The sequence below is a fragment of the Gordonia sp. KTR9 genome, assembly GCF_000143885.2.
In the GTDB taxonomy this organism is placed as follows: domain Bacteria; phylum Actinomycetota; class Actinomycetes; order Mycobacteriales; family Mycobacteriaceae; genus Gordonia.
Map to the genome: position 1 here is coordinate 3,252,452 of NC_018581.1, position 26,490 is coordinate 3,278,941.

General features: G+C 63.1%; 20 protein-coding genes. 13 read left to right on the forward strand and 7 right to left on the reverse strand.

Going from position 1 to position 26,490, the window contains the following annotated elements:
• Positions 1 to 114 precede the first annotated feature (114 nt).
• The 3 genes from KTR9_RS15330 to KTR9_RS15340 all read left to right on the forward strand — a co-directional run bounded on the left by KTR9_RS15330 (position 115) and on the right by KTR9_RS15340 (position 5,784).
• Positions 115 to 1,203 (forward strand): NAD(P)-dependent alcohol dehydrogenase, encoded by a 1,089-nt coding sequence (locus KTR9_RS15330; RefSeq protein ID WP_044506831.1) that lies wholly within the window; start codon positions 115 to 117, stop codon positions 1,201 to 1,203.
• 76 nt (positions 1,204 to 1,279) lie between these two features.
• Complete coding sequence (locus tag KTR9_RS15335; protein WP_014927125.1) at positions 1,280 to 3,391, forward strand: acetate--CoA ligase family protein; 2,112 nt, start codon at positions 1,280 to 1,282, stop codon at positions 3,389 to 3,391.
• A gap of 20 nt (positions 3,392 to 3,411) precedes the next feature.
• Positions 3,412 to 5,784: an acetyl-CoA acetyltransferase gene (locus tag KTR9_RS15340; RefSeq protein WP_014927126.1), complete on the forward strand. Its 2,373-nt coding sequence runs from the start codon at positions 3,412 to 3,414 to the stop codon at positions 5,782 to 5,784.
• A 1,032-nt stretch (positions 5,785 to 6,816) separates the two neighbouring features.
• On the opposite strand, the gene KTR9_RS15350 is transcribed toward KTR9_RS15340, so the two are convergent.
• Positions 6,817 to 9,168 (reverse strand): alpha-L-rhamnosidase, encoded by a 2,352-nt coding sequence (locus KTR9_RS15350; protein ID WP_049942601.1) that lies wholly within the window; start codon positions 9,166 to 9,168, stop codon positions 6,817 to 6,819.
• 238 nt (positions 9,169 to 9,406) lie between these two features.
• Here KTR9_RS15350 and KTR9_RS15355 point away from each other — a divergent pair, with 238 nt between their 5' ends.
• The 8 genes from KTR9_RS15355 (at position 9,407) to KTR9_RS27340 (ending at position 18,120) form a co-directional block, all read left to right on the forward strand.
• The gene (locus KTR9_RS15355) at positions 9,407 to 10,231 is read left to right on the forward strand and encodes a mycofactocin-coupled SDR family oxidoreductase (protein WP_014927128.1); all 825 of its coding nucleotides are present in this window, start codon (positions 9,407 to 9,409) and stop codon (positions 10,229 to 10,231) included.
• A gap of 770 nt (positions 10,232 to 11,001) precedes the next feature.
• Positions 11,002 to 11,610, forward strand: coding sequence for a DoxX family protein (locus KTR9_RS15360; RefSeq protein ID WP_014927130.1), 609 nt, complete (start codon positions 11,002 to 11,004; stop codon positions 11,608 to 11,610).
• Between the two features lie 178 nt (positions 11,611 to 11,788).
• Positions 11,789 to 13,171 (forward strand): phosphotransferase family protein, encoded by a 1,383-nt coding sequence (locus tag KTR9_RS15365; RefSeq protein WP_014927131.1) that lies wholly within the window; start codon positions 11,789 to 11,791, stop codon positions 13,169 to 13,171.
• A 164-nt stretch (positions 13,172 to 13,335) separates the two neighbouring features.
• Entirely contained in the window at positions 13,336 to 14,199 is an 864-nt protein-coding gene (locus tag KTR9_RS15370; protein ID WP_014927132.1) for a mycofactocin-coupled SDR family oxidoreductase, read from the forward strand.
• A 71-nt stretch (positions 14,200 to 14,270) separates the two neighbouring features.
• On the forward strand, positions 14,271 to 15,740 hold the full coding sequence (locus KTR9_RS15375; protein ID WP_014927133.1) for an aldehyde dehydrogenase family protein: 1,470 nt from the start codon (positions 14,271 to 14,273) through the stop codon (positions 15,738 to 15,740).
• A gap of 105 nt (positions 15,741 to 15,845) precedes the next feature.
• Positions 15,846 to 16,037: a ferredoxin gene (locus KTR9_RS15380; protein ID WP_014927134.1), complete on the forward strand. Its 192-nt coding sequence runs from the start codon at positions 15,846 to 15,848 to the stop codon at positions 16,035 to 16,037.
• Positions 16,038 to 16,176: 139 nt separating this feature from the next.
• The gene (locus tag KTR9_RS15385) at positions 16,177 to 17,370 is read left to right on the forward strand and encodes a cytochrome P450 (protein WP_014927135.1); all 1,194 of its coding nucleotides are present in this window, start codon (positions 16,177 to 16,179) and stop codon (positions 17,368 to 17,370) included.
• A 237-nt stretch (positions 17,371 to 17,607) separates the two neighbouring features.
• Complete coding sequence (locus tag KTR9_RS27340; protein ID WP_148281199.1) at positions 17,608 to 18,120, forward strand: hypothetical protein; 513 nt, start codon at positions 17,608 to 17,610, stop codon at positions 18,118 to 18,120.
• A 528-nt stretch (positions 18,121 to 18,648) separates the two neighbouring features.
• Here the strand turns inward: KTR9_RS27340 and KTR9_RS15390 are convergent.
• The 5 genes from KTR9_RS15390 to KTR9_RS28220 all read right to left on the reverse strand — a co-directional run bounded on the left by KTR9_RS15390 (position 18,649) and on the right by KTR9_RS28220 (position 24,579).
• Positions 18,649 to 19,380: an ABC transporter ATP-binding protein gene (locus tag KTR9_RS15390; RefSeq protein WP_014927137.1), complete on the reverse strand. Its 732-nt coding sequence runs from the start codon at positions 19,378 to 19,380 to the stop codon at positions 18,649 to 18,651.
• Positions 19,377 to 20,243 (reverse strand): ABC transporter ATP-binding protein, encoded by an 867-nt coding sequence (locus KTR9_RS15395; protein ID WP_014927138.1) that lies wholly within the window; start codon positions 20,241 to 20,243, stop codon positions 19,377 to 19,379. The genes KTR9_RS15390 and KTR9_RS15395 overlap by 4 nt, the downstream gene beginning before the upstream one ends.
• On the reverse strand, positions 20,240 to 22,258 hold the full coding sequence (locus tag KTR9_RS15400) for an ABC transporter permease (RefSeq protein ID WP_014927139.1): 2,019 nt from the start codon (positions 22,256 to 22,258) through the stop codon (positions 20,240 to 20,242). Before KTR9_RS15400 ends, KTR9_RS15395 begins: the two co-directional genes overlap by 4 nt.
• Positions 22,259 to 22,289: 31 nt before the next feature.
• A complete protein-coding gene (locus tag KTR9_RS15405) occupies positions 22,290 to 23,534 on the reverse strand; it encodes an ABC transporter substrate-binding protein (RefSeq protein ID WP_014927140.1) in 1,245 nt (414 codons plus the stop codon).
• 610 nt (positions 23,535 to 24,144) lie between these two features.
• Complete coding sequence (locus KTR9_RS28220; protein ID WP_338010622.1) at positions 24,145 to 24,579, reverse strand: SbtR family transcriptional regulator; 435 nt, start codon at positions 24,577 to 24,579, stop codon at positions 24,145 to 24,147.
• Positions 24,580 to 24,596: 17 nt separating this feature from the next.
• Here KTR9_RS28220 and KTR9_RS26555 point away from each other — a divergent pair, with 17 nt between their 5' ends.
• Together KTR9_RS26555 and KTR9_RS26560 are read left to right on the forward strand one after the other, a co-directional pair.
• On the forward strand, positions 24,597 to 24,806 hold the full coding sequence (locus KTR9_RS26555; RefSeq protein ID WP_148281200.1) for an MFS transporter: 210 nt from the start codon (positions 24,597 to 24,599) through the stop codon (positions 24,804 to 24,806).
• Positions 24,807 to 24,845: 39 nt separating this feature from the next.
• Positions 24,846 to 25,280 carry a hypothetical protein gene (locus KTR9_RS26560; protein WP_049942603.1) on the forward strand — a complete coding sequence of 145 codons (435 nt, stop codon included), beginning with the start codon at positions 24,846 to 24,848 and terminating at the stop codon, positions 25,278 to 25,280.
• A gap of 326 nt (positions 25,281 to 25,606) precedes the next feature.
• On the opposite strand, the gene KTR9_RS26970 is transcribed toward KTR9_RS26560, so the two are convergent.
• The gene (locus KTR9_RS26970) at positions 25,607 to 26,482 is read right to left on the reverse strand and encodes an alpha/beta fold hydrolase (protein WP_014927145.1); all 876 of its coding nucleotides are present in this window, start codon (positions 26,480 to 26,482) and stop codon (positions 25,607 to 25,609) included.
• Between the last annotated feature and the right edge of the window lie 8 nt (positions 26,483 to 26,490).

Consider the following 26,490-nt stretch of genomic DNA (forward strand, 5'->3'; position numbering starts at 1 on the left):
TGTCCAGCAGCGCGTCCGAGACAGAAGATGACACCCGAAATTCATGGCCGCTCGGCCTGCGCCGGTCAGCGGCAACGTCGCGGCCCCGTCAACGACACCGAGGAAGAAGCTCATATGCGCACAATCGCGGCACTTTCCCACGGTCCGGGAACGCCTTTCGTTCTCTCCGAAGTCGACCTCGCCTCCCTGCAGGACACGGAAGTGCTGGTTCGCATCGAAGCAGCAGGCATCTGCCATACGGACGTGTCGTTCAAAGAGTTCTCAGCAGTGAACTCGCCTGCCCTCTACGGACACGAGGGCGCCGGGATCGTCGAGGCGGTCGGCGCCGCGGTCACCGATGTCACCGTCGGCGCCAAGGTTCTCGTCAGCTACAACAGTTGCGGAACCTGCCCACAGTGCATCGCCGGAAACCGGGCATACTGCGAGAACTTCCTTGTCCTCAACGCTTCTGGTTCCCGTACCGACGGCACCAGCACCGTGAGCGTTGACGGGTCTCCCGTCTACTCCTCGTTCTTCGGGCAGTCGAGCTTCGCCCGTCACGCGATCGCCACCCGCGAGAACGTCGTAGTCGTTGCCGATGAAGTGGATCTGACCATCGCGGCGCCGATGGGTTGCGGATTTCAGACGGGTGCGGGATCGGTCGTCAACGTACTCAGGCCCGACTCTTCCTCTGCGGTAGTGGTCTTCGGGGCCGGCGGTGTCGGGATGGCAGCGATCATGGCAGCCCGGGCCGTAGGAGCGCCGACGGTCGTCGCAGTGGACTTGTCACAGCGTCGCCGAGAGATCGCCCTGGACGTCGGCGCCACCCATGTACTCGACGGCGCCGATGGCAATCTGGTCGATCAGATCGTCGAGATCACCGGCGGCGGTGCGACGCACGCCCTCGACACCACCGCTGTCCCTACAGTCATCGCGAGCGCCGCTGCCGCTCTCCGTGCCTTGGGAACGCTGGTAACTGTCGGTATCGGTACGCCTGAGATCACCATCAACATCGCCGACTTGATCAACAGTGGCAAGTCAATCCGGGGGTCCATCGAAGGGGACTCCGATCCTCACTCGATGATCCCTCTACTACTCGCCTGGCATGGAGAGGGAAAGTTCCCAGTCGAAAAACTCATCGACGTGTTCCCGTTCGAGCAGATCAACGACGCGATCACAGGAATGCGCGATGCGGTGATCAAGCCAGTTCTGACATTCACCTGAGTCACCGATGTAGATCAATCTAAAATGTCATCAATGCTCGGGCGTCGACAAACGTCCAGCAGGAGGGACTTGCCCAATGTCTCGAACTCCCATCACCCCTGATCGGTTACGATCCCTGTTCCGGCCGCAAACCGTGGCACTCGTCGGCGCATCCGACAAGTCAGGATTTTCCGCGTCCGCCTACCGCAACCTTGTCGAATTCGGGTACAGCGCAAACACTTTTCTCGTCAATCGCCGAGGCGTGGAAGTCCACGGTCGCCCTTCGGTGCGGAGCTGCAAAGACATCGGCGAAGACGTTGACGTCGCATTCTTGATGGTTCCTCAGGCCGCGACCCTCGATGCCATGACCGAGGCGGCCGAGGCAGGGATCAGCAACGCGGTGATCCTCAGCTCCGGTTACGGCGAGGCGGGTCTGTCCGGCCGTGCGGCGGAGGCCGTACTCGTCCAGCACGCTGAGGACCTGGGCATGGTCCTGCTGGGCCCAAATCACCTCGGCTTCGCCAACCTGATCGATCAGGTGCCTGTCACACCTATACCCAACCTGCCGCGCGTCGCCGGCCACGTGGGTCTGCTGTCCCAGTCGGGCGCCAGCGCCAGCGCAATGGTCGATTTCGCACATCAGGCGGATGCCGACCTGTCCTACTTGGTCACGCTCGGCAACGAGGCGATGATCACCGCCGGCCATGCCCTGGACTTCCTCGTCGACGACGATCACACCAAGGCGATCGCAATCTTCCTCGAGACAGTCCGAGACCCCGTCGTGTTCGCTGAGGCGGCACGTCGGGCGGCCGTTGCCAGCAAACCGGTTGTCGTGCTCAAAGCAGGCAGCAGCGAACTCTCCGCCCGTACCGCGGCGGCCCATACAGGCGCACTCGTCGGGGATGACCGCACCATCGACGCGGTGTTTCGCGAGCTCGGCGTGATCAGAGTCGACTCCATCGAAGACATGATGATCGTCGCAGGTACCGCCGCGAGAACTGGCCGACTTCGCGCGCCCGGTATCGGAGTCGTCTCGATCTCCGGAGGGGCCTGCGACATCGTGGCAGATCGTGCACAGGACGTCGGCGCCACGCTGCCCGCCCTCAGCAAGGACACCGAAACGGCCTTGCAACGAATTATGCCGGACTACGGCACTGTGCAGAACCCATTGGATGTCACAGGAGCGGCGGTGTTCGACCCGAGCATCTTCACCCGAGCAATCGAGGCGATGTCGGCGGACGCGAGCATCGGTGCAGTGGCGGTCATCACCGGACTCCCGTGGGAGGATACGAACGGGCCCTACGCCGGGGGTCACATGCTGGAGGCGATCGGCGCAGCGCAGTCCGACACCCCCGTGGTCGTGGTGAACCAGGTCATGCAACCGATCACCGACATCACTCGGACGGTGATGACCAAGACCGGGATTTCGACCGCTGTCGGCGGCCTGCGACAGGCAGTGGTGGCGCTGCAGAGGATTGCGTGGTGGTCGCAGGCTACCGCCGCGAAGGAAGAAGAACCCGCTGCGATCCCGAAGGTCGACGTACGCGGGGAGCGAGTCGGTTCCTGGTCAGAAGCCGCTGCGCGCGCCGTATTGGCTGATGCCGGTATACCGGTGGTCCCTTCACACCTCGTCACAAGCGCCGACGAGGCAGTCGAGGTCGCGCGGGAACTCGCAGCTCCGGTAGCGATCAAGATCGTTTCGCCCGACATTCTCCACAAGACCGACATCGGCGGCGTCCGTCTGTCCATCCTGGGTGACAACGATGTCGCCGAAGCATTCGCCGCAGTGAGCAACGCCGCCCGGGAGGTGCCCGACGCCGCTATCGAGGGGGTCTTCATTTCCCCCATGCGTTCTGCGGCAACGGAGCTACTCGTCGGCGTCGTGCGCGACCCACAGTGGGGGCCGATTCTCGCCGTGGCCATCGGCGGCATCTTCGTCGAGGTTCTCGCCGATTCTGCGCTGGCGACCCTCCCGATCTCTGTCGACCGGGCCCGCGCATTACTGAGCAGCCTGCGCGGATCCGCCATTTTCGACGGTGTGCGTGGCGCTGCTCCTGCGGACCTGGACGCATTGGCTGCGGTGGTGGCCGACATCGGCAATCTGGCCTATGCACTCGGCGACGACCTCGAGTCGCTCGAGGTCAATCCACTGCGTGTGGACGGGGACACCATCGAGGCACTTGATGCCGTAATCACCTGGCGAGCCTGAGACCGAGGTAAGGAGCTGTAATGCAATCGCTGGAATCACTCGATCCGCGCACACCCGTGATAGTCGGCGTCGGCCAGTTCGCAGAGCGCATCGACGACGGGAACTATCAAGGGTTGTCCGCAGTCGGTCTCGCCGCCGCGGCCGCAGCTGCCGCGCTCGACGACGCCGGATGCGACCAGCGCTCCCTGATCGACCGGATCGGCACGGTGGCCGGTATTCGGCAGTTCGAGAACTCGACGCCGAGAGCACCGGCACCGCTCGGACGATCTGACAACTTTCCGCGATCGGTCGCCGATCGGATCGGGGCGGACCCTGCTCACGCGATCCTCGAGGTGGGCGGCGGCCAGTCGCCCCAACACCTCGTCACCGAGCTCAGTCGCGCCATCGCGCTCGAGGAACTCAGCGATGTCGCGCTGATCGTGGGATCCGAAGCAATCTCCACGGTGCGTCAACTCGCCACCGCAGAGAACAAGCCGGACTTCAGCGAGCGCCGCGGCGGGCAGCTTGAAGATCGAGGCTACGGCCTGAGCGGCCTTGTTCGCCGATACCACAGCACGCACGGACTCACCGATGCACCCAGTCAGTACGCCCTCTTCGAGAATGCCCGCCGAGCCCGGTTGGGCATGTCGACCCGTGAGTATGCGGGTGCAATGGGTGAGCTTTTCGCCCCGTTCTCGCGAGTGGCTGCCAGGAACCCGCTTTCGGCCGCGCCCGTCGAACGTACTGCCGACGAATTGGCGACTGTGTCAGATCGCAACCGAATGATCGCCGACCCGTACCCCCGGTTCGTCGTTGCACGCGACCAGGTCAATCAGGCGGCCGCCGTGATCATCACCTCCGTGGAGGCGGCACGCGAGTTGCACATCCCCTCTGAGAAGTGGGTGTTTATCCACGGGCACGCCGACCTCGTGGAGAAGCCGCTTCTCGAGCGACCCGATCTCAGTCGCAGCCCGGCGGCCACGCGGGCCTCCGAGCACGCGTTGGAACTAGCGGGTATCGACGTCGGCGGGCTGGCTACCATCGACCTGTACAGCTGCTTTCCGATCGCGGTCTTCAACGTCATCGATCGGCTCGGGATCGATCCCGACGATCCTCGTGGACTCACTGTCACCGGTGGCCTGCCCTTTTTCGGCGGTGCCGGGAACAACTATTCGATGCACGCGCTCGCCGAGACCGTGATTCGGCTACGCCGCGAGCCCGGAAGCTTCGGTTTCGTCGGCGCCAACGGCGGCACCTTGAGCAAATACTCCGCGGCCGTGTACTCCACAACGCCTACGGCCTGGCGAGAAGACAGCAGCGCGCGGATCCAATCTGAACTCGACGAAGCCCGCGGAGTTGACGTGGCGACCGTCGCCGATGGGGCGGTCACCATCGAGACGTACACCATCAAGCACGGTCGCGCAGGAAAACTCGGTGTCGTCGTCGGACGCCTCGTCGACGGTCGGCGCTTCCTCGCCACCACCCTCGACGGCGACGAAGCGATGTTGTCGTTACTCGAGTCCGGTGAAGCGATAGGACAAGCGGCATACGTCAGATCCATCGCTCAGGGAAACCGCATCACCACCGATCGCGCCGCCGCGGATAAATGGCTACCGCACCGGAAGGCACGACTGCGATCGGATTATGAGTTCGTGACCGTACACCGCGACGAGCACGTCCTCGAGGTCACCATCGATAGACCCGAAGCGCGAAATGCGCTGACGCCGCGGGCGAACGACGAACTCGACGAGGTCTTCACCGCGTTCTTCGACGATCCTGCTCTATGGGTGGCGATTCTCACCGGCGCCGGAGACAAGGCGTTCAGCGCCGGCAACGACCTGCGCTACTCGGCGAGCGGGAAGCCGATGTGGGTTCCCAAGAACGGCTTCGCCGGCCTCACATCCCGCCGCCATATGACCAAACCGGTTATCGCCGCCGTCAACGGTTTCGCCATGGGTGGCGGGTTCGAGATCGTTCTGGCTTGCCACCTGGTCGTGGCCGACCCATCAGCACGCTTCGCCCTGTCCGAGGTGAATGTCGGACTCGTCGCCGGCGCCGGAGGACTTGTGCGGTTGCCGAGGATGGTGCCCGAAAAGCTCGCGACCGAGATGATTCTCACCGGTAAGCAGATCACCGCGGAAACAGGCCTCGCGTACGGCGTGATCAACCGTGTCTCATCTCCCGGGTCGGTGCTTGACGAGGCCCGCGCACTCGCGCGAGAGATCATGGCAGGTTCGCCGACATCTGTCAGGGTCTCCCTGGCGGTCATGAACGACACCGCCGCGATCCCGGATACGCTCGACGCCGTCGCACACCACTGCAACGCAATGGACGAACTGATGGTCAGCGAAGACATGTTCGAGGGAGTGGCCGCGTTCGGCGAGAAGCGCAGGCCACAATGGCGAAACCGGTAAGTGGCATCCGCCGGCGCCACGATCCGACGGCAGGACGCCGCGGCGGACCCGTCCGCGGCCGGTAAGAGACTGGTGCCAGTCGCTACAGCGACTCTTACACCGGTCTTTGTGGAGTGCCGCGCAGAGGTAATCCCTGGGTGGTGACAGGGCTGAGTCGTCGAGCTGGCCACACCTCCGTAAGTCCGTTCGGCGTTCTGGCGATGGTGGCTACAGTCCTCGTGGAGACCTCCCGCCGGCGGCCAATCGACGACGTGACCCACCCCGTGGTGTCGGCACTCGATCTCATTCATGTGCACCGGAAGCAAACCGATTCGAACCACCGCTCTTGTACTCGCGGTGACGCCGGTCGGTTGATGGCAGCGCTCGCCGATCGCGTCGAGGTCCGGTCACACGGCCGCTGCGTGGGTGTCGGCACCGAGATCACGGCGTTTGCGACCCGCGTCGTCGCGACCCCGGACACGCCTCCGACTCCCCGAGGTGTCGATCGGTTGGTTGCCCTCGAGTCTGCTGATCCACAGTCCTCGCGCAGATCGATCGCCATCTTGTGTGCCGGCTCACAACGGAGCCGTATTCAATTCGGACTGATCCGTGATATCTGGGTCCTGCAGCACCCGCCCTCGGTCACCGCTCACGTCACTTTGACCGCCGCTTTCGCCACCGTCGTCCACGCAGCTGGTCGCTGAAGTCGCAGCGGATCAGCAGGGACAGGTTCACTAGGTGATCGGCGTCGAGCGGACCAGACACCGAGGCCGCGTCCTCGATCGTCACAGCGGACCCGCTGATCGCGGCAGGACACGCGACCATGTTCCGACGACCTAGAACCATGTGCACCAAATGCATCCTGATGCGGTCATTTTCGCTCGGCGACGACCACGCCAGAGGCTGCATCGGCACCGATAGCCAAATTCGGCCCGACCCTGCTCAACATGGACCAGCCGTCGGCGGCAGCCAAAAGGGGCGGCTCGGCGTCGCGGGGTGGTGAGATCGACCACCACCGGGGCCATCTACGTGAGCCCTGGACGGTTGGCGCGATTATGGGGCATCTCGCGAGTTGACAAGTGTGCCGTGGATTGTGACGTGGAGGTCGTGCTCACCCTCTGTGAGCAGGTGTGACTCGCTGGATATTTCGAGTTTCCCGAGCGCCCCTGGAGGTACGACAACATGTACCGAAAAGTGTCCGACGGTTTTGCGCCAAGCGATCGACGCGGTACCGCGGGGCGTTCCGACCGCGGCTGCGGCGGAGGTCAGTCCACTTTCGAGACCGGGCCGAAACTCGATTGTTTCGAATCCTGCTTTCCCCGGGGCGACGCCGGCAACGTGTTCAACCAGGAATCGTGCCACTGCGCCGAAGCTGTAGTGATTGTGGCTGTTTGCCGCACTACCTCTCTTCGTGTAGCCCTCCCAGGTTTCCCAGGTGGTGGTCGCGCCGCGGTTAACTTGGTCGAGCCACGACGGGGTGGTCTCCTGCAGCAACAGTCGGTAAGCGACGTCCGCGTAACCGTTGTCTCTAAGTGTGTCCAACAACATCGGAGTCGATAGAAAGCCGGTTCCGAGGTGGTAGTCCGCTGCGATGACCAGTCCGGCGAGCCGGGCAGCTGCCGCGGGCCTCTCCTGTTCGTCGAGGAGTCCGAAGGCGAGGGCGCGGACGTAATCGTCCTGACGGTCAATGCCGATTCGACCGTCAGGTCCGAGGTATGCCTCTCGCCATGCGAGGCGAATGCTGTCTGCAAGGTCAGTATACCGGCGTTCGTCGTCTGTGCGTTCCAGCACGCCCGCTATCTTTCCCAGGACGCGGGCGGAATGCTCGTAATACGCGGTAGCGACGGTCGCGCCGGAACGGCGAAAAGAATCGACTGCCGATGAAAGGAAAGACTCGCCGGGGCGCATCCATTCTCCCCAGTCGAACCCTTTCTCCACGATAAACTGCTCATGGTGGGCCGACACTCGGCCTCGGCGACCACGCTTTCTGCGGCTCGGCGCCGCCGCCCGGTTGCCCAGGAAGTCAATCCAGCGCTGGGCGGCCGGGTAGGAGGACTCAAGCACAGTGGTGTCGCCATAGTAGGAGTACAGAGTCCAAGGGATGAGGACGATAGCGTCGCCCCAGCCGGCAGAACCGGACAACATGCGGGTGGTTCTGGCCATGCCGCCGGAGAATTCCGAAGCTTCGGCTGGGGCATATATCGGCATGCGCCCGTCGGGCAGCTGCTCGGCTGCGAGGTTTCGTAAGAATCGACGGAAATACGCGTCGATATCCGCAAAGACGGTCCCCGCAGCGGCGAAGACCTGTGCGTCACCGGTCCAGCCGGACCGCTCTCTCGTTGGACAATCGGTCGGTGTGTCAGTGAAATTGGAGCGCATCGACCAGCGCACGTTCTCATACAGCTTCTGTAACCGCGGGTCGGACGCCGTGAACGACCCGGTCTCTTCCAATGCCGTCGAGAGCACGACAAATTCGATATCTTCCGAGGTGAGGTTCGCGTCGAGACCCTCCACTTCTACGAACCTGAATCCGTGGATTGTAAACCAAGGCTGCCACCACATGGTCCGCCCGTCCAATGTGACCTGATCGGTTTGCGGCTTGTGGGGCCAGGCGCGAAACGGAGTCAGATATTTGATATCGAGTTCACCGTCGGCGCCTTTGATCTCGCCATGGTTTAGGCGGACCACTCGTCCCGGCGGCCCAGAGAGCCTGATACGCACCACGCCAGACGCGTTCTGACCGAAATCGACCAACTGCTTCCCAGACGGCGTGCGAATAATCGATGCCGCGGAAAGCCGACCGATCTCGGTGACGCGCTCCACCTCCTCGGCGATCAGCTGGCGCGCCCCGCTCGGCGTGACCGCCGCATGCGGAAACCCCCCGATAACCGTTGCCGGGTCGAGCGCGCTGGGCACGCGAAGGTCTACGACTTCTCCTGCCATGGGGTCACTGCGCACAATCGGTCCCGCGCCCACCTTCCAGGTGGTGTCCGTAACGTATTCGTCCCGTGTCCCGTCGACGTACTCGATTGTCAGCTGGGCCCATCCGGCAAGGCGATCGCCGTAAACACTGTCGTGCTGGAACGCGCCTAGACCGCCTCTGTACCGTCCGTCGCCGAGGACTAGTCCGATCCGGTTGTTTCCCGTCACCAGAGTGGTGGTGACGTCGTAGTCCTGGAATTCGACGTACTGGTCAAACGGAGTCCATCGAGGTACGAGTGCCGGACCGGTCTGATCGTCGCCGTTGACAAACGCCCGATACCACCCGAGCGCCGAAGCGCGAAGGCGTGCCGTTCGGACCTGCCCACGCACAGATATGTCCCTGACAAAGTAAATCGCTCGCCGTTCGCCCCCAGCCGCCGATCGCGTATCGATGATCCAGCGCGGTTCACTTTGCACGTTCATAAAACCTCCTCGAGGTTTGCCCATCGAGCCAACCTCTCATCCGATGCATCACTCTTCATTGGCGAGACGCCAGAGGCAGCGACGCCGTTATACGGGGCCACGGCGCGTCCGAGCGTCGTCATATTACTACGTGCACTATCTATACTGAGTATGGCGCTGACGGCGCCGCGGTCGTAGCGCACGTCGCTGGGCACAAGCGCCGGCGAAGTTTGATGGCGCGGTTGCGAGAGGAGCATCAATGGCACATCCATCAAAGCGGCTGGTTGGCAAGGTCGCATTCATCACCGGCGCAGCCCGTGGTCAGGGACGGGCGCACGTGGTTCGACTCGCGAGCGAAGGCGCGCATATCGTCGGCGTCGACCTCGCGGGCCCACTGCCCGGTGTGCCGTATGACTCGGCAACCGAGGACGACCTCGACGAGACCCGGCGCCTGGTCGAGGAACAGGGCGTGGAAGCACTGCTGTCTCGCTGCGACACTCGCGACCTCGAAGGCCTGAAGCGTGCCGTCGCCGACGGAGTCGCCGCTCTCGGACGTCTGGACGTGGTTGTTGCCAACGCCGGGATCTGCATCCCGGAGACCTGGGACGAAGTGACCCCGAGGAGCTTTCAGGACGTCATGGACATCAATGTGACCGGCGTGTGGAACACGGTCACCGCATCGGCACAACATCTCATCGACGGCGGGGGCGGTTCTATCGTCCTGATCAGTTCCCTGGCAGGAAAGAAGGTGCAGCCCTTTATGGTTCACTACTCGACGAGCAAACACGCACTCGTGGGAATGTCCCGGGCATTCGCAGCCGAACTCGGCCAGTACGACATCCGCGTCAACACAGTCCACCCCGGGGCGGTGAACACTCCGATGGGGTCGGGGCAGATGATTGCGCGCATCGAGCAGACCAATGAGGCGAACCCGCGACTCGCAGGCATGGGAACGACGTTCCTGAACCGGTTCTCTGCCGAGGCCGAGGAGATCTCAGGTGTCGTCGCGTTCCTCGCGTGCGACGAGGCGTCGTTCGTCACTGCCGAGGAAATCTCCGTCGACGGCGGGACACAGCACTTCTGATATCGGGCACCATCCCGGGAATGTCTGTTTCCCGTGCGGTCGGACGCGCGGCAGCACGGGAAAGACCGTTCGACTGATCCGACTGTCAACGTGCTGTCCCCACGCGCAAGCCCAACTCGGACCCACTCCCCACTTAGTCGGTCACTTCGCAGCTCCACTGCGGTTCACCCGATGCCGTCGGCGTCGAATTCCGTAGTGCCAGCTGAACCCGTCGTTCATGATCTCCCCTCTTGCGGCGATGTGATGCCCCCGACCGCACGCGCGGTGATGGCTTGTGTCTAGTTGCGATCGGGGTGCCTTCGGGATAGATGATCGGATCGGTAACCCGCCCAATCGGCGATCGACCGGCCCCTCCAGCTCGTAAGCCTGTTTGACGCCTCCCAGTTCGAAGTTCACCAGACCGGGACAGACGGCGTTGCGACGGATGCCCTTGTGCGCATGGTCCACGTCCAGGTAACGAGTGAACATGACGACACCCCGTGGCCGCGGGTCAGGCATACAGACTCTTGGCGGCACCGATTCCCGACGCCGCGGCGGGCACGACCGCGGCCCTTCCCTGATGCCGATCCACATCCACGCGAAGCCGTTTTGCAATACGAGCGACCGCTCGTATCGCAGAACACGGTTGCCTATCCACACATAGTGTACTAGGTATCATATGACGATGCGACGGACCGGCGAGGACACGAACTGCCGACCGCAGGTTGCACCCTGCACTCGAAGCCAACGGTCCGCGGCGGCGTGCGATCACAACATCTGACGGAAGCACAATGCAGACAATGTGTTTCATTCGTCCGGCCACCGTCACACCGGGCGGCGTTCGACTCCTACGCATCAACCCAACCAAGGAACGGAACGGTGACATGCCGCTATTCTCGCCCAAGGCGTCAGATCGCCCGCTGGCCCAAATCCTCCTGCGGGTATCCATCGGCGGAACGATGATCGCTCATGGCGTAATGCATGGGCGCAGCCTGGCAGGAACATCCTCCTGGTTCGAGTCCATCGGCTTCCGCCTGCCCTCCGCCCAGGCCCGCACTTCCGCGGTCATCGAAACCGGAGCCGGAGCCGCCGTACTCGTCGGGGGCGCCACCCCGCTAGCCTGCTCGGCGGTCATTGGCACCATGGCCGTAGCCGCACGCTCGGTCCACATGCAGAACGGCTTTTTCATCACGTCCGAAGGCTGGGAGTACGTTGCGAACCTTTCGTGTGCCGCAGCTGCACTGGCAGCCATCGGGCCCGGACGCCTGAGCATCGACCGAGCCTTGGGGATCGATGACAAGCTGAGGCCGGGTATATCCACTGCACTGGCTACCGGATTCGGACTCGCTGCAGCAGGTCTGCAGCTCGCCATTTTTCACCGGCCGCAATCAGGCCTGTGATCGTCTGACCGAACCAAGGCGGGAGCCGTCGCCGGCGGAACAGCGACATTTCCAGCCAACGTCTTCGACCATCAACCAACCAGCCCACGCGTTCGGACCCGGCAAGTGCGACTCATAGTTATATTGGTAATACATCTCGTGGTCGGCTGTCGGGCCGGTCCGCAAACGAAGGAGAACCGTGACCGGCCAAGCCAACCCAGACGACATCAGCCTTGATACGGCGCTTGTCTCCTGGATAAGCAGGATCACCGACTCCGAAGTGGTCAAGGTCGAACGCAGACCCGGCGGAGGCCGGCGCGAGGCCTGGTACGTGGACAGCGTCACCCACGATGGCCGCGCCATTCCCCTGTTCTTGCGCTACGACCGCGAGACCCCGGAGGAGAAAGGGGACCCTTTCACACTTCACCGGGAGGCGAAGCTCTACGAGGCGTTCAACGGTACCGGGATACCGATGCCACACGTCATCGGAGTACATCCCACCGAGCAGGCCATTCTCTCCACACGGGTGACCGGCCACCCTTGGTTCTCCGCGCTGACCGACGAAGGCGAACGGGTCTCGGTGGCCTCGGAGTTCATGAGGACACTCGCGGCAATGCACTGCGTGGATCCCCACCGACTCGACCTGCCCGACCAGAACGCCGATATGGATCTACGCGAACTGGTCGACCATGAGATCGATGTGTGGGAAGCCATCTATCGCGGAAGCAGTGCGGAGGACGACCCGCTGATCGATCTCGGCCTGGACTGGCTGCGCCGGAACAGGCCAGCAGCGTCCGGGCCGGTTGTCATCGTTCAGGGAGACACCGGCCCCGGAAACTTTCTGTACGAAAACGGCCGTGTCACCGCGGTACTCGACCTCGAGATGGGCCATCTCGGCGACCCCCACGACGACCTCGCGTGGGTGTCGCTGCGCGCGGTGCAGGAGCCTTTCACCAATTTGCGGGATCGCCTGACCGACTATGCCGATTGCGTATCATGGGACATCGATCTGTCGCGAATCCGTTACTACCGCGTGTTTGCCGAGCTGAGAGTCGTGATACTCGGCCACAAACTCGACTCCGACCGCTCACCGCTGTCCGAGGTCGGCAATCAGCTCGCTTACGGACTGCTACACCGGCGACTACTCATCGAAGCCTTGACCGACGTTCTCGGTCTGACTGTCGACGACCCCGCCGAGCTCGACGCACCGCCCGGACCCGACGACTGGCTGTATAACGCTGCGCTGGAACAGATTCGGCAGATCATCGTTCCGCGCAGCACCGATGACTTCGTCATCTCCCGCAGCAAGGGGCTGGCACGCATCCTCAAGTATCTGCGGCAATCCGACCGGTATAAGGAGGCCGAAGAAGCCGCCGATCTCGAAGACATCCGGCAGATCCTTCCGCAGGATCACGAGGATGTCGCCACCGCGATTGCCGCACTGGCGCAGGCCCATCAAGCCGGGTCGGTGACCGACGCGCAGATAGTCGGCTTCTTCGCCCGCCAGGTGGCCAGGAGCACCGAGGTCCTGCGCCCCGCCATGGGCGTGCTCGCGGACCGCCATTTCGACCCACTGGATTGACTTCCAGCCGCGAAAGCGAGCTATCACGCCGTGCCCTATTCACAAGCTCTCTCTCGTTCGCTACAGTGAGGTAGAGCACATGGTGTGCTTAGTTAGATACGTCAGCGAACCACTGGCTCGGCTAGCCTCTCGCTCGCTCGCACCAGCAGCCATAAGGAATCGACATGGGAAAACTCGACGGCAAGGTCGCCCTCATCACCGGCGCGGCCCGGGGCCAGGGCCGAAGCCACGCGATCGCGCTCGCGGCACAGGGAGCCGACATCATCGCGGTGGACCTCTGCGAGAACATCGCAACAAACGAATATCCGTTGGCGGCACCGGAAGACCTCGATGAAACCCAGCGTCTGGTCGAGAAGGAAGAACGGCGATGCGTGGCCGTCCGGGCCGATGTACGCGAACCGTCGCAGTTGCGGGATGCGGTAGACGCCGGAATCGCCGAACTCGGACGGATCGACATCGTCGTGGCGAACGCCGGTATCTGCCCAATGGGCGCGGAGATCTCGAAGGGAGCCTTCCTCGATGCCGTCAACGTCGACCTGGTCGGCGTGATCAACACCGTCAGCGCGGCGTATCCCCATTTGTCTGCCGGCGCCTCGATCATCGCGACCGGATCCGTGGCGGCGATGGTCAAGGGTGCCACCGACAGCCCTGCCATGGGACCCGGTGGTGCCGGATACTCACACGCCAAACAGGGTGTGGCCCGATTCGTGCACGACCTCGCCCTCCAGTTGGCACCCGAGTCGATTCGCGTCAACGCAGTCCATCCGACGAACTGCAACACCGACATGCTGCAGAGCGACCCGATGTACCGCGTGTTCCGACCGGATCTCGAAGCACCGACTCGCGACGACGCCGAAGTCGCCTTCCCCGCCATGCAGCCGATGCCGATCGGCTACATCGAGCCTGTCGATGTCAGCAACGCCGTCGTCTTTCTGGCGTCCGATGAGTCGCGCTATGTGACTGGTCTGCAGCTGAAGGTCGACGGTGGAGCCCTCCTACCGCACACCGCACCGTACGCGAGCGCATAACACCCGCCCTCAGCATCTGGACCTGTCACCGAGCCACAGCAGCACGTGTCGGCATTCTTTGGAGGATCATCATGACAAAAGACTTTTCCAATCTGTACATCAACGGCGAATGGGTCCCTCCGTCCTCAGGCGAGACCCTCCCGGTAATCAATCCGGCGACCGAAGAGGTCATCGGAACCGCTCCACGAGGTACACGTACCGACATGGTGCGGGCCATCGACGCCGCGCGCACCGCGTTCGATGAGGGTCCGTGGCCCCAGATGTCGATGCAGGAGCGGTCGATTGTCATGCGACGCATGGCTGAGTTGATGGAGAAGCGTTTCGATGACCTCGTCGAACTGAACATCGCCGAGACCGGTGGGACGCGGGCGGTTGCAGAATCGGTGCAGGTCGGCTTTCCGATACAGCACTTCCGAGACATGGTCGAGCGAGTGATGCCCTCGTATCCGCTGGCGAAGCCCATCGCCCCACACATCGGTACCGGAATGGAACAAGGAGTCATACTCCGGGAGCCGTGGGGGGTCGCCGCACTGATCTCGGCTTACAACTTTCCCTTCTTCCTCAACATCATGAAGATCGCGCCCGCGCTGGCATCGGGATGCACCACGGTACTCAAACCGGCGCCGACGACTCCTCTGGAGGCACTTGTCATCGCAGAGATCGCAGAAGAGGCAGGACTGCCGGCAGGTGTGTTGAACGTCGTGCACGGGGATCTCGACGGTGCCGTGGAGCTCACCACCAATCCGAAGGTCGATCTGGTGAGCTTCACGGGATCGGACACAGTCGGCAGGAAAGTCATGGAGCAGGCATCGCCCACGCTCAAGAAGGTCGTCCTCGAACTCGGGGGCAAATCGGCCAACATCATCTGCGACGACGCCGACCTACAGAAAGCCATTCCGAGCGTGGTCGGCGGCATGATTGTTCATGCTGGCCAAGGCTGCGCACTGCTGACCCGTACGTTGGTCCATCGATCCCGCTACGACGAACTCGTCGCGATCCTCAAGGGCGCTCTTGCGGGCGTGAAGGTTGGCGACCCCGCCGAGCCGGACACCGCCATGGGCCCATTGGGTAGCGAGGCGCAACGCCACAAAGTTGAGGACCTCATCCGCATCGGTGTCGAAGAAGGGGCATCGATTGCCTTCGGTGGAGGCCGGCCCCAGGGATTGGACAAAGGGTTCTTCGTCGAACCCACCCTGTTTGTCGACGTCGACAACTCAATGACCATCGCGCAGCGTGAGTTCTTCGGTCCCGTGGGCGTGGTCATCCCGTTCGACGATGATGACGAGGCCGTGCGCATTGCCAACGACAGCGATTACGGACTGGCAGCCGGCATCTGGGCAAACAGTCCAGCACGTGCGTACGGCATCGCAAAGCGCATTCGCACCGGATTCGTGAACGTCAACGGCGGTAGTGGCGGTATCAGCCCCCATGCGGCTTTCGGTGGCTACAAACAGAGCGGGCTGGGTCGTGAGTGGGGCGAGGCGGGCCTCGACGAGTTCTTGCAGACCAAAACCGTCTCCTGGGCCGTCGCATCCGGTTAGAAGCCAATTCGGCTTGGAGGTTGCATCGATACTCGCTGACGAGGGCCAGCGGCAGACGCTAAATCACCGGATTCGTCCGCACACCCTACGAGGAAAGAATAGTACATGAAGGCACACATCGATTTGGACAAATGTTCAGGGCACGCACGCTGCTACCAGGTTGATCCAGACCTGTTCGACATCGACGCCAGCGGTTACGCCCTACGCGCTGAGGTCGATCTGCCGTCAGATGCCGAGGCCAAGGGCCACGAAGCTGTCGCCGCCTGCCCGGAGCGAGCCATCGCCCTGGTGCGCTGACCCACCAAAATCGACCGCTTCTTCTCGGCGGCCTCTTCCACCACTCACCTATCAGCCAGGTTCGAGGCGAACGTGGTGGCTGTCCCAACCTCATGACCCGTGGCGAATCCGACGACTTCGCCTTACGCAAAGGAAGACCATGACCAGCGTAGAGAAACCCGGCACTTGCCCCGTACACTCCATCAACCCATTTGAGGCGCGACCGGCGGGCGAATGGATAGCCCAGTTCGACCAGCTCCGCGATGAGGCGCCGCTTATCAGCAACGAGTTCGGCGTGCCCCACTACATCGTGACCCGGTACGAGGACATGATGGCTGTCTACCAAGATGCGAAGACGTTCTCGAGTAGGGCGGTCAGCGTTTTCGATCCCGAACCCGGGTACAAATGGATTCCGGAGATGCTCGACGGCGACGAACATCGTCAATGGCGTAAGCAGTTGGGTCCACTGTTCTCGCCCAAAGAAGCTGACAAGCTCGAAGACAAAATCCGCGCGCGCGCCATCGAGCTCATCGAGCCGATCGTCAACGGCACCGAGTGCGACTTCATGGAAGCCTTCGCCTTCAAGTACCCGACATCGATCTTCCTCGAACTGATGGGCCTGCCCGTCGAGGATCTCGACAAGCTCATGGTGTGGGAACACGACATCCTGCATGCGACGGGTGACACCGAGGAAGTGACCCGGACTCGGATGGCTGCGATGAACGCGGTGATCGAATACTTCGGGTCGATCATCGAAGCCCGCCGCGAGCACCCGCAGGACGACCTCATCAGCCAGGCGCTGGCGTTCGAGATCGACGGCGAACCGGTGAGCGCGGACGACATGAACTCCTTCTGTCTCCTCATGTTCATGGCAGGTATGGACACCGTGTCGGCGACACTAGGACTGATCTTCCATCACCTGGCTGCCAATCCAGATCATCGGCAGATGATCCTCGACGATGAAGAGCTAATCCCTTCGGCGATCGAGGAGTTCATCCGGGCCTACGCAATTGTGGTTCCCGCGCGGCAGGCCACAAAAGACACCGAAGTCGCCGGCTGCCCCATCCGTAAGGGCGAGATGTTGTCACTTCCACTCAACGCGGCCACTCGCGATGGCAACGTCTACGACGACGCGACCGAAATCATCCTTGACCGAAGCCCGAACAATCACATCGGGTTCGGCGCAGGACCCCATCGCTGCCTCGGTTCGCACCTCGCCCGCCGCGAGCTACGCATCGCACTCGAGGAGTGGCACAAGCGCATCCCGCACTACCGCCTCGCAGAGAACGCTGCACCGATGGAAATGGGTTCTCAGCTCGGGCTCAACTCGGTCCCCATCGTCTGGGACCGCTGAACCGCTAGAAGCGACGAACGAGAGTCCCTGGGTGAGACGGCAGGGCGGCATCCCGCCAGAGACTCTCGCAAGCAGCCGACTATCGCGACGTTGCTCTGCGCAGTGACGCAGCTACTTGATCAACCGAAAACGATCTCAATCGACACCGGGCCGACACCCACTCTCGCCGTTGATCATTCGGCATACCGAATGGTGCGCGGTAGGTGTGCTCACCATGTGAGACACGTGGAGGATCAGATGAGTGAATCGCCCGCGGAAGTGGTCGTTGTCGGCGCGAGTTTCGCCGGTGGTGAGGTCCCTGCGTACGCGCCGTCTCGTGGACTGTCGGAGAGTCCGGTCGAACCGGCATCGATGCCGCTCGCAGAGGCGCTCGCTGAGCAGGTTGGCGGGCTTATCTCGCACCGTGCTGCGTACAAAACGGACACCCCGATCAGGACGACGCGCTGCTCTATCAACTTTCGCACCGTCGGCATCGGCGTACCGACCAACTCTTCGACCCCGACGCAACGGACGGGCCGACCCGACGCACTTTCGCCGACGGCTTCACCGAAGACCTGGGCATGCTCAGAAGCCAGCCAGGCGCAGATCGGCATGAAACTCGATGACACCGGCTGGAACACGGCGTGGTCAGGCAACTACGGATTCGACTACCTGATACGAGCCACCACAACTTCGTCGGACTCGGCGGAAACGTGCGAGACGAGTAAACCGACTTCACCGCCTTCATCGACGGAACCGGTGCCCCGCTGATCGGCGGGGGTTCCCTAGCGAGTACAACGTGAATGGCTGCCGAACCGAGGACAGCAGCGGACACCAGAACCGCGAACGGGACGGCCGTGAGGAACAGTCCGAGGTCGGGAATACAGAACCCGGAGTCGGAACACACGTACTGCTGGCCAGCGTATTCGCGGACTTGAAGGATGGACAGCGTGAGCGCGATTGCCCACAGTATTGCGAAGGGGACTGTGGCGGCCACGCTTCTGCCGGAGATGCGTAGTAGTACCGAGCTGACCAGCAGTGCAGCCGCCGCGAACGCTGCTTTCGTGTGGTAGTCCACCACCAGGTGGACACTGTCGGTCAGAGTCTTGTTCGGCGCTGTCCAGCTGTCAGTCGTCGGGGACAGGACCGAGAACACGGTGAGCCAACGATGAGAAATCCGCGCACTGAAGTCGTTGACCCTGTCGGCACCGAGATGTCCCGGCTGACGCAGCCAACGGCGAAAATCAGCATCGCAAGCCAGCATACGGGGCCGAAGGCCGCCTTCGGTTAACAGGGAAGCTACGACGCGGACGCCGTGCGTCCGGCGGGGACATAGTGCTCCTCAACCGCCTGGGTCGCACCTTCGGCTGGACCCTGCCAGGCCAAGCTGCCGCGTCGGATGACCAGGGCGGAGTCGGCCATCTCCAGACTCCGATGTACGAACTGCTCGATCATCAGGACGGCCGTGCCGGCCGCAGCCGCCGATTTGAGTCCCTCAAAGACCATGTCCACCATCTTCGGGGCCAGACCCAGCGACATCTCGTCAGCGATCACGAGTGGTGGTCGCAACGCCAACGCCCTTGCGAGCGAAAGCATCTGCTGCTCTCCGCCGGAGAGGGTCCCGGCCCGCTGGCCGAGGCGCTGAGCCAGCACGGGGAAGTACTGGACCGCGCGGTCGATGCACTCTGAACGTTGGCTGCGTGGCCGGCTCACCGTGGCGATGCGGAGGTTGTCGCCGACACTTAAACCAGGAAAGATACCGCGGCCCTCCGGCAGGTACATCAGTCCCGCTCGCGCGATCTTGTCCGCCCGCATGCCGACCACCTCGGAACCGGCGAAGACGATCGAGCCCTCGCTCGGACGGACGAGTCCGCACAGTGCCCGGGCCAGCGTCGTCTTGCCCGCTCCGTTGGTGCCCAGGACGGCGGTCACGGAACCGGTGCGGACGTCGAACGACACGTCGTGCACTGCCAGTGCCGGTCCATAGCGGACGGAGAGGTTCCTTACTTCGAGGACGTGATCGGTGGTCATTGGTGAAGTCCTGCCGGTTCGGAAACGGGTGTGTCGGACGTGGGCGTGTCGGGGGTCGCGATCTCGGTGGCGTCACCGAGATATGCAGCCCGAACGGTCGGGTCGCGCCGGATCTCCGCCGGCGTGCCGTGCGCGATGAGCTTGCCGAAGTCGAGAACGTAGACCTCGTCGGACATACCCAACACCAGGTCGACGTCATGCTCGACCAGTACCAGAGCGACCGAGTGTCTGGTCCGCGCGTCCCGCAACACCCTTGCCAGATCCCGTGTTTCGGACTCGTCCAACCCCGACGACGGTTCGTCGAGGAGGACCACCCGGGGATCGGTGATCAGCGCTCTGCCCACCTCCACCCGGCGGGCCACGCCGAGGGGGAGACCAACTGCGAGTCGGTCGGCGTCGTCGGTCAACGACAGATCGTCGAGAAGCGTGTCCACCGCCGCGTCATCGCTCGTCGTCGACATCCGCAGCCCGGCTCCGCGCAACAGGTCGGTCCACAGCCGCCGGGGAGCCGATCGGACCCGTTTGGCCAGGATCAGGTGTTCGCGAATCGTCAGATCCGAGAACAATTCCGGATGTTGAAAAGTCCGCGCAACGCCCATCGTCGCGCGGTGCTGGGGCCCGCTGTGGCGGGTCTGTTCGACGCCATCGAGGAACACCGAACCCGACGAGGGTCGCAAGTACCCCGACATCACATTGAACAATGTGCTCTTGCCGGCACCGTTGGGTCCGACCAGGCCGACGATGGAACTGGGCGCGACCTGCACGCTCACGTCCGCGAGCGCCACCAGTCCACCGAACCTCTTCGTGATGTCGACGGTGGACAACACGGGACCATCGGCCGTCCGGCTCTCGGCGTGCTTCACCGTGCCACCTCTCCCTGTGCCTGTTGCGCTGTCGGCGTGATCATGTCATCACCAGGTGGCGACGTGGTGGACGGGCGGCGGCCAGCACTGCGCCCCAATTGTTTTACGAGACCAGTGATCTGGCGGGACTGAGTCGCGACTACCCCCTCGGGATCGCGGGCGACGAGGATTGCGCCGACGCCGAACAGGACGGTGGGCACGTCACCGAGCGAGTGTGGGAGGTAGGTCGAGAAGATGCCAGGGAAGACAGTGAGCGCCATCCCGGCGAACAGTGCGGCGATGTTCGAACGTACGCCCATGGTGACAAGCACTGCGAGCCAGACCATTCCGAGGATCGCCGAGTAGGTGAGCGGGGTGGCCGCTCCCGCATACAGAGCCATCATGCCGCCGCCGACTCCCGCTGTTGCCGAGGCCAGTACGGCGACCATCAGCTTTGCCTGCACCACGTTGATCGCGATCGATCGCGCACCCGCTTCGCTGGAGCGGACCGCCGCGAGGGCCAACCCCGCAGTCGAGCGTCGAAAGTTGAGTACCACCAGTGCGGCGAGACTGAAGACCACGAGCCCGAAGTAGAGGAAGTCGGCATCGGTGCGCAGCCAGTCCGGTCGCAGCACGGCGATTCCGGCGCCGTTGTTCTCGATCCATTCGCGCGTGAACATCATCGTCTGGATCAACAACGCAAAACTCAGCGTGACCAACGCTATGTACAGGTTACCCAGCCGTATGGTGACGAGGCCGATGACGAGTCCGAACAGCGACGTGACCACCGCTGCGGCGAGCAAGGACGGGATGACGGGCCAGCCGAACTCGGTCACTAGTTGGGCGGTGGTCACCGCGCCGATGCCGGCCAGCGCAGCCTGACACAACCACACCATGCCGCCCTGACCGGTGAGCAGGGTGAAAGACAAGAACACGATCGCCATGCAGATGCCCTGCGCGACGAGGCCGACCCAGTAATTGGGCAAGACCTGCGGCAGCACAGCGACGCACACGAGCGCGATCAGTACGCCCGGCGCGATGAGCGGACCCCGGGATCCTTGGGAGATGCGGCGCACGCTGCCTCCCACGGTCTTTGCGGTACCCGTGTCGACAACCGCGATCGCCCGGTCCAGTGCCCCGCCGACACCGGTGTCCTCGTCGGCGCCCCGGCCGGTGACGCGGTAATAGAGCAACACCATGAGCATCAGGGCGAACGGCGTGCTTGCGACGACGGCGGTGGTCCAACTGCTGTCGGATGGCAACTGACTCTGGATCACGGTGGTGAGCCATCCGATGAGCAGGCCGGCGACAATGGCGACGCCGACACTGACGAATCGGGCGATCACCACCGCGGCGAACGCGGCGCTCACCAGGAGGATGAATTGATCCGACGACAACCCGACGGTTGGCGCCACGAGGACACCGGCGACGCCGGCGAGGAATGAGCTGAACGCCCAGACCCCCACCGACACCAGCCGAGTGTTGACCCCGACGAGCTGAGACATCGCTTCCGTGTCGACCATCCCCCGCACCACCAGGCCGACCTGGGTGAACTTCAATGCCAATCCGCCGACGACCACGAGCAGCACCAGCGCACCCATCATCAACACCTGATTGAGGTTGATGGCGACGCCGCCGACTCGGTAGACCGCTACTGGCTCGGGAGCAAGGCCGGGGACCACGGTGACCGCGAGGTCTCCGAAGATGAGCCTGCTGGCCGCGGGCAGGGCCACCGAGAGCCCGATGGTTGCGACTATCTTGATGAGTGTCGATGACCGCCGGATATGTTGAAACAACGCGAAATAGAGCGCGACGCCCAGCAGCGGGCCGCCGATCAACACCGCTATGACGAACGCCGGGAGGATTCCCATGCTTTGCTCGCTGTGCAGGAAATAGTAGAAGCGTGCCAGGAAGAAAGCCATCGGACCGAACGCGAAGTTCAGTACGCCGGCGGATACGTAGGTGATGACCAATCCCGAGGCGACGATCGCATAGATCGAGCCCAGGGCGAGTCCGGCCACCGTGAATTCAAGCATGGGTCAACCCAATCCGTCGATTGTCCATCGATCAGTCGATGTTGTCGCCGCAGTAGGGCGTGTCGACGACCGGTGTAAAGCTCTCCCCGCGGAGTTCGGACACGTACATGCAATTGCCGTAGTTCAAGCCTGGTCCCGCCGGGACGAACTCGGGAAACGAGGCGGTGCCCGCCATCAGACCGTCAGCGTTCCATCCGGTGTCGTCTCGCAGCTTGGTGACGAAGTTCTCGCGGGTGAGGTCGTCACCGGTTAGCCGCAGGCCGTACGCGAAGAGGTCGACGTCGGTGTAACCGCCGGCGACGGCGAACCCCGGTGACCCGGTGAAGCCTTGCCCCTCGAGTGCCGACACCATCGCCTTTGTCGCGTTCGTGCCGAGCTCCTTGGGCTGGTAGTGCATGACGAACTGCATGCCCTCGGCGCCTTGTCGTGCGGACGGGTTGTCGAGGAGCTCCTGACCGTAGCCGGTGCCTGCCATGGCGAGCTTGAGATTGACGCTCTGCTGCTTCAATGCCGCTGCGAGGGCGTAGATGCCGTTGGGGGCGAGGGCGACATAGAGGCCGTCGACGCCGGAGTTCTTGATGGCGAGCGCGGTGGGGCCGAAGTCGGCGGTGGTCTGGTCGATCGATGTGTTGACCAGCGGGACGTCGATACCACCCGACTTGATCGATTCCGCCACCTTCTCGGCGGCAGTCTTGCCCGAAGCAGTGTTCAGCCCGATGGCCGCGGCCTTCGTCACGCCAGCCTTCTTGAACCAATTGCCATACGTTGTGACCACCGAAGCCTCGGTGTTCGCGGGCTGCGTGCCGAAGAAGTTCTCGCCGTGGGCCCACTGCGGTGCTGAATCCCAACTGCCGCCGATCACAGGAACGCCCTGCTGCTCGAGGTAGGCCGCTGCGGCATTGGCGGTGTAGGTCCACGTCATGACGGCGAATACCCCGCGCTGTTCGACAAGAGTCTTGGCAGCCGACTGTGCCCCAGCAGGGGTGGAGGCGGAGTCTCCGATCACCAGTTCGAGTTTGCGCCCGTTCACACCCCCGGCAGCGTTGATCGCATCAATCCGGGCCTTCGCACCGATGTCGGCTCCGACGCTTCCGGCCGCTGCGGGGCCGGTCACGTCATACATCAAGCCGACCTTGACAGTATCGCCCGCGCTGACCGAGCTTCCATCCCCACTGCCGGCATCGGCACACCCGGCCGCGAGCATAGCGGCGACGACGATCGCCCCCGTAGAGCTGATGAGTTTGCGCTTCAACAGAACCTCACTCGTGAAGTGCATCTCCTCCAGGAGACGCGGTGATCTGAATCACGTAGATAGTGATATTTATTTAACGCATTGTCAAGCCACCAGAAGCAAGGGCCTCGAACGACGCCCCCATGGGTCAGGACGGTCCAGGTCTAGTCGGGACCTTGGCACGGCGAACACGGATGCTCGAGTACAACGAGCTGCAACCGCGGCCTGTCAACATGCCATTGGCCCAACTCCCGCGGGTCCACAACAGAACGCGCGCCTGCTGACCGCCATGCAGACGAAGGGGAAGCGGTTCCAACATTTTCAGGCGCCGGTGACCGGTAGCCGAGGCAGGCCGTCCACCCAAGCGCCAGTCGGCAAAGTGGTCGTCACGCTACCTATACGTGTCCGACCCGTCTCGTTGTGTCCCGCGCCAGGACCTGATGCATCCGATGTACTGGCCAGGCGACGAGGCCATCATGGCCCTGCAGTTGAACAGTCGAAAGGTGGCTCGCGAATCCCGACCTGAAACGCGCCGGGCCAGATGACATCCTGGTGATGCGCCGAATCCCCGGGTGACAACAAAGGCGCACGCGACGTTTCGCGACCCCGACCAGGAATCCTCGATCGTTGCATCGTGGCACGTCATGGGATTATCTCACGACGCGTTTCGTGCGACGAGAAGGCCGTCGAGCAGGACATCGACGAACCGGACCATCGGCTCGTAATCCTCTGCAAAATAAGTGATTCCGTTGAGAAGCATCAGTAGGTCGAGTGTGCTGATGTCGTCGCGAACTACCTTTTCTCCCGAGTCGGCGAGTAACAGATCCGCTGCGGCAACGAGACGATGCTTGATTTCACTGTGAGACGGCTTATGTTCGCCGAGAACTGGTTTCAGCGCTTGGGGCATACCACGCTTCTCGCCGACGAACTTAACGAACTCGATGGCCCACTGCCGCAGCGCGTCGCCACGATCCTGGCCGGAAGCGCGGCGGTTTTCTCGACTTCGTCGGGGCTGCGGCCTCGTCGGCCGGCTTGGTCGCTTTGCTGCTCGGAGTGTCCAAGGGAGCCGACTGTGGATGGACCTCGGCACCCACCGTCACTGCTCTCGTGATCGCGGTCGTGGTTCTGCTCTACTGGGGGTGGTGGGAGCTCCGAACCGATCGACCACTCGTCGATCTCGAGGTCTCCGCGCATCGTCAGGTACTGCTGACCAACGCCGCGTCGGTGGTCTTTTCCTTTGCGATGTTCGCCGCGATGATGGTGTTCCCGCAGGTTGTTCAGCTGCCAGCAGCAACAGGCTATGGCCTGGGCGGCTAACTGCTGACAGCCGGACTGGTCATGGCACCCTTTGGCGCCATGCTCCTCGTCTCTGCGCCGATCTCGGCGAGAATCACCACCGCCCGCGGACCACGAGTCAGCCTCATGTTGGGTGCCGTGATCGTCGCCGCAGGCTACGGCATCGGCGTTGTCATGCTCAATGCGATCTCGGAACTGGTACTCATCGGCGCCGTCATCGGTGTCGGAATCGGTGTGGCATTCGGCGCCATTCCTGCGCTGATCATGGCGGCGGTACCACCGGAACAGACCGCAGCTGCCAACAGCTTCAACGCCCTGATGCGCGCCTTGGGCACCGCGGGCGCCAGCGCTGTGGCCGGTCTGATCCTGTCACAGTTGACGACGACCACTGGGCCTGTGGTTCTACCCAGTTCGGAGGCATTCCGGGCGATCATGGCCCTAGGCGCTGTAGGCTCACTGCTGGCCCCTGGCTCTTGCCGCGTTCCTGCCCCGTAACAACGTTTCCGCAGTGCATACTGTCAGCTGGACGCCTGACGCCGTACGACCGTCTGCGCCGTTCAAGATGTGAGTTCAAAGTCGCTTTGTGCAGCAGCATTGATGCAATCAACGCCTCATCGACGGGAGCTGACAGGGCCGGCATGTCAGCTCGCTCGATCCGATGTGTCGACCGGCGGCGAAGTTCGGCCTCGAGGGCGTGCTCACCGAGCGGGTGTAGTCGGGTACCTGAAGGTTCGGCGCCTACGAAGATTCCCAGAGTGGATCGGAGGGCCCGCCGTTCTGGCGGCACCTCATCAGCGATGGGTGTCGGCGGCGACCGGATGTCATCGTGATGACAGTTGGTGGAGCGTCAGCAGGAATCGGGGCAGTTGCTCATCAAAGGTGGCGTTATCGTCACCGACCACCATATGACCAGCATCAACGACCTCGACCTGGGCGTGCGGTATGAGTGCCGCAAGGTCGCGCAGTCCCTGTTCGGTGACTATGTCCGAGTGTGCACCTCGCACAGCAAGGGTTGGCACCGTGACCTTCCTTGCCGCAGCCGCCACGCGATCCGGATCGGTCCGTCGCGCCGGCGGATCCGGAAGAAAGCTCGGATCCCAATGCCAATGCCAACGATCCTCGCGCCAGCGAAGGATTCGTCGGAGTCCATCCGTCGAGGACGCTCGTGGTCGGTGCGGGTTGTAGACCGCAATAGCGTCGGCTGCTGCATCGAGCGATCGAAATCCTTCTCGATGCGCCGCCATGAATTCCATGACGCGCAATGCACCGGCCTCATCGACACGAGGTACCACGTCGACGAGCACGATGGCCCGGACGGTCTCGTGCCCTTCGCCGTCCAGCAAAACCGCTAGTAGTCCGCCCAGCGAGGCTCCGACCACGACGGGGGGCCGCGACAATTGCCCGACCACCGCTCGGAGGTCCGCGATCATCGCATCGGTCGAATAGTCGCCGTCGGGCGCCCAGTCACTCTCCCCATGACCGCGGAGGTCGAAGGCAAGGGTGGACCAACCCGCGGACGCGACACGCCTCGCCGTGCGTCGCCACGAGTGGCGCGTCTGCCCGCCCCCATGAACGAACACCACATCCCCGTAGCTCTGGGGCACGATCGTGTGCTCGCCTCGAATTGCTGTTCCCTCACAACATAGTTCGAGGGCGACTGACGACGCGCGTCCCGTTGCTGAGGAGTAGTTGTCCATCTACTGTT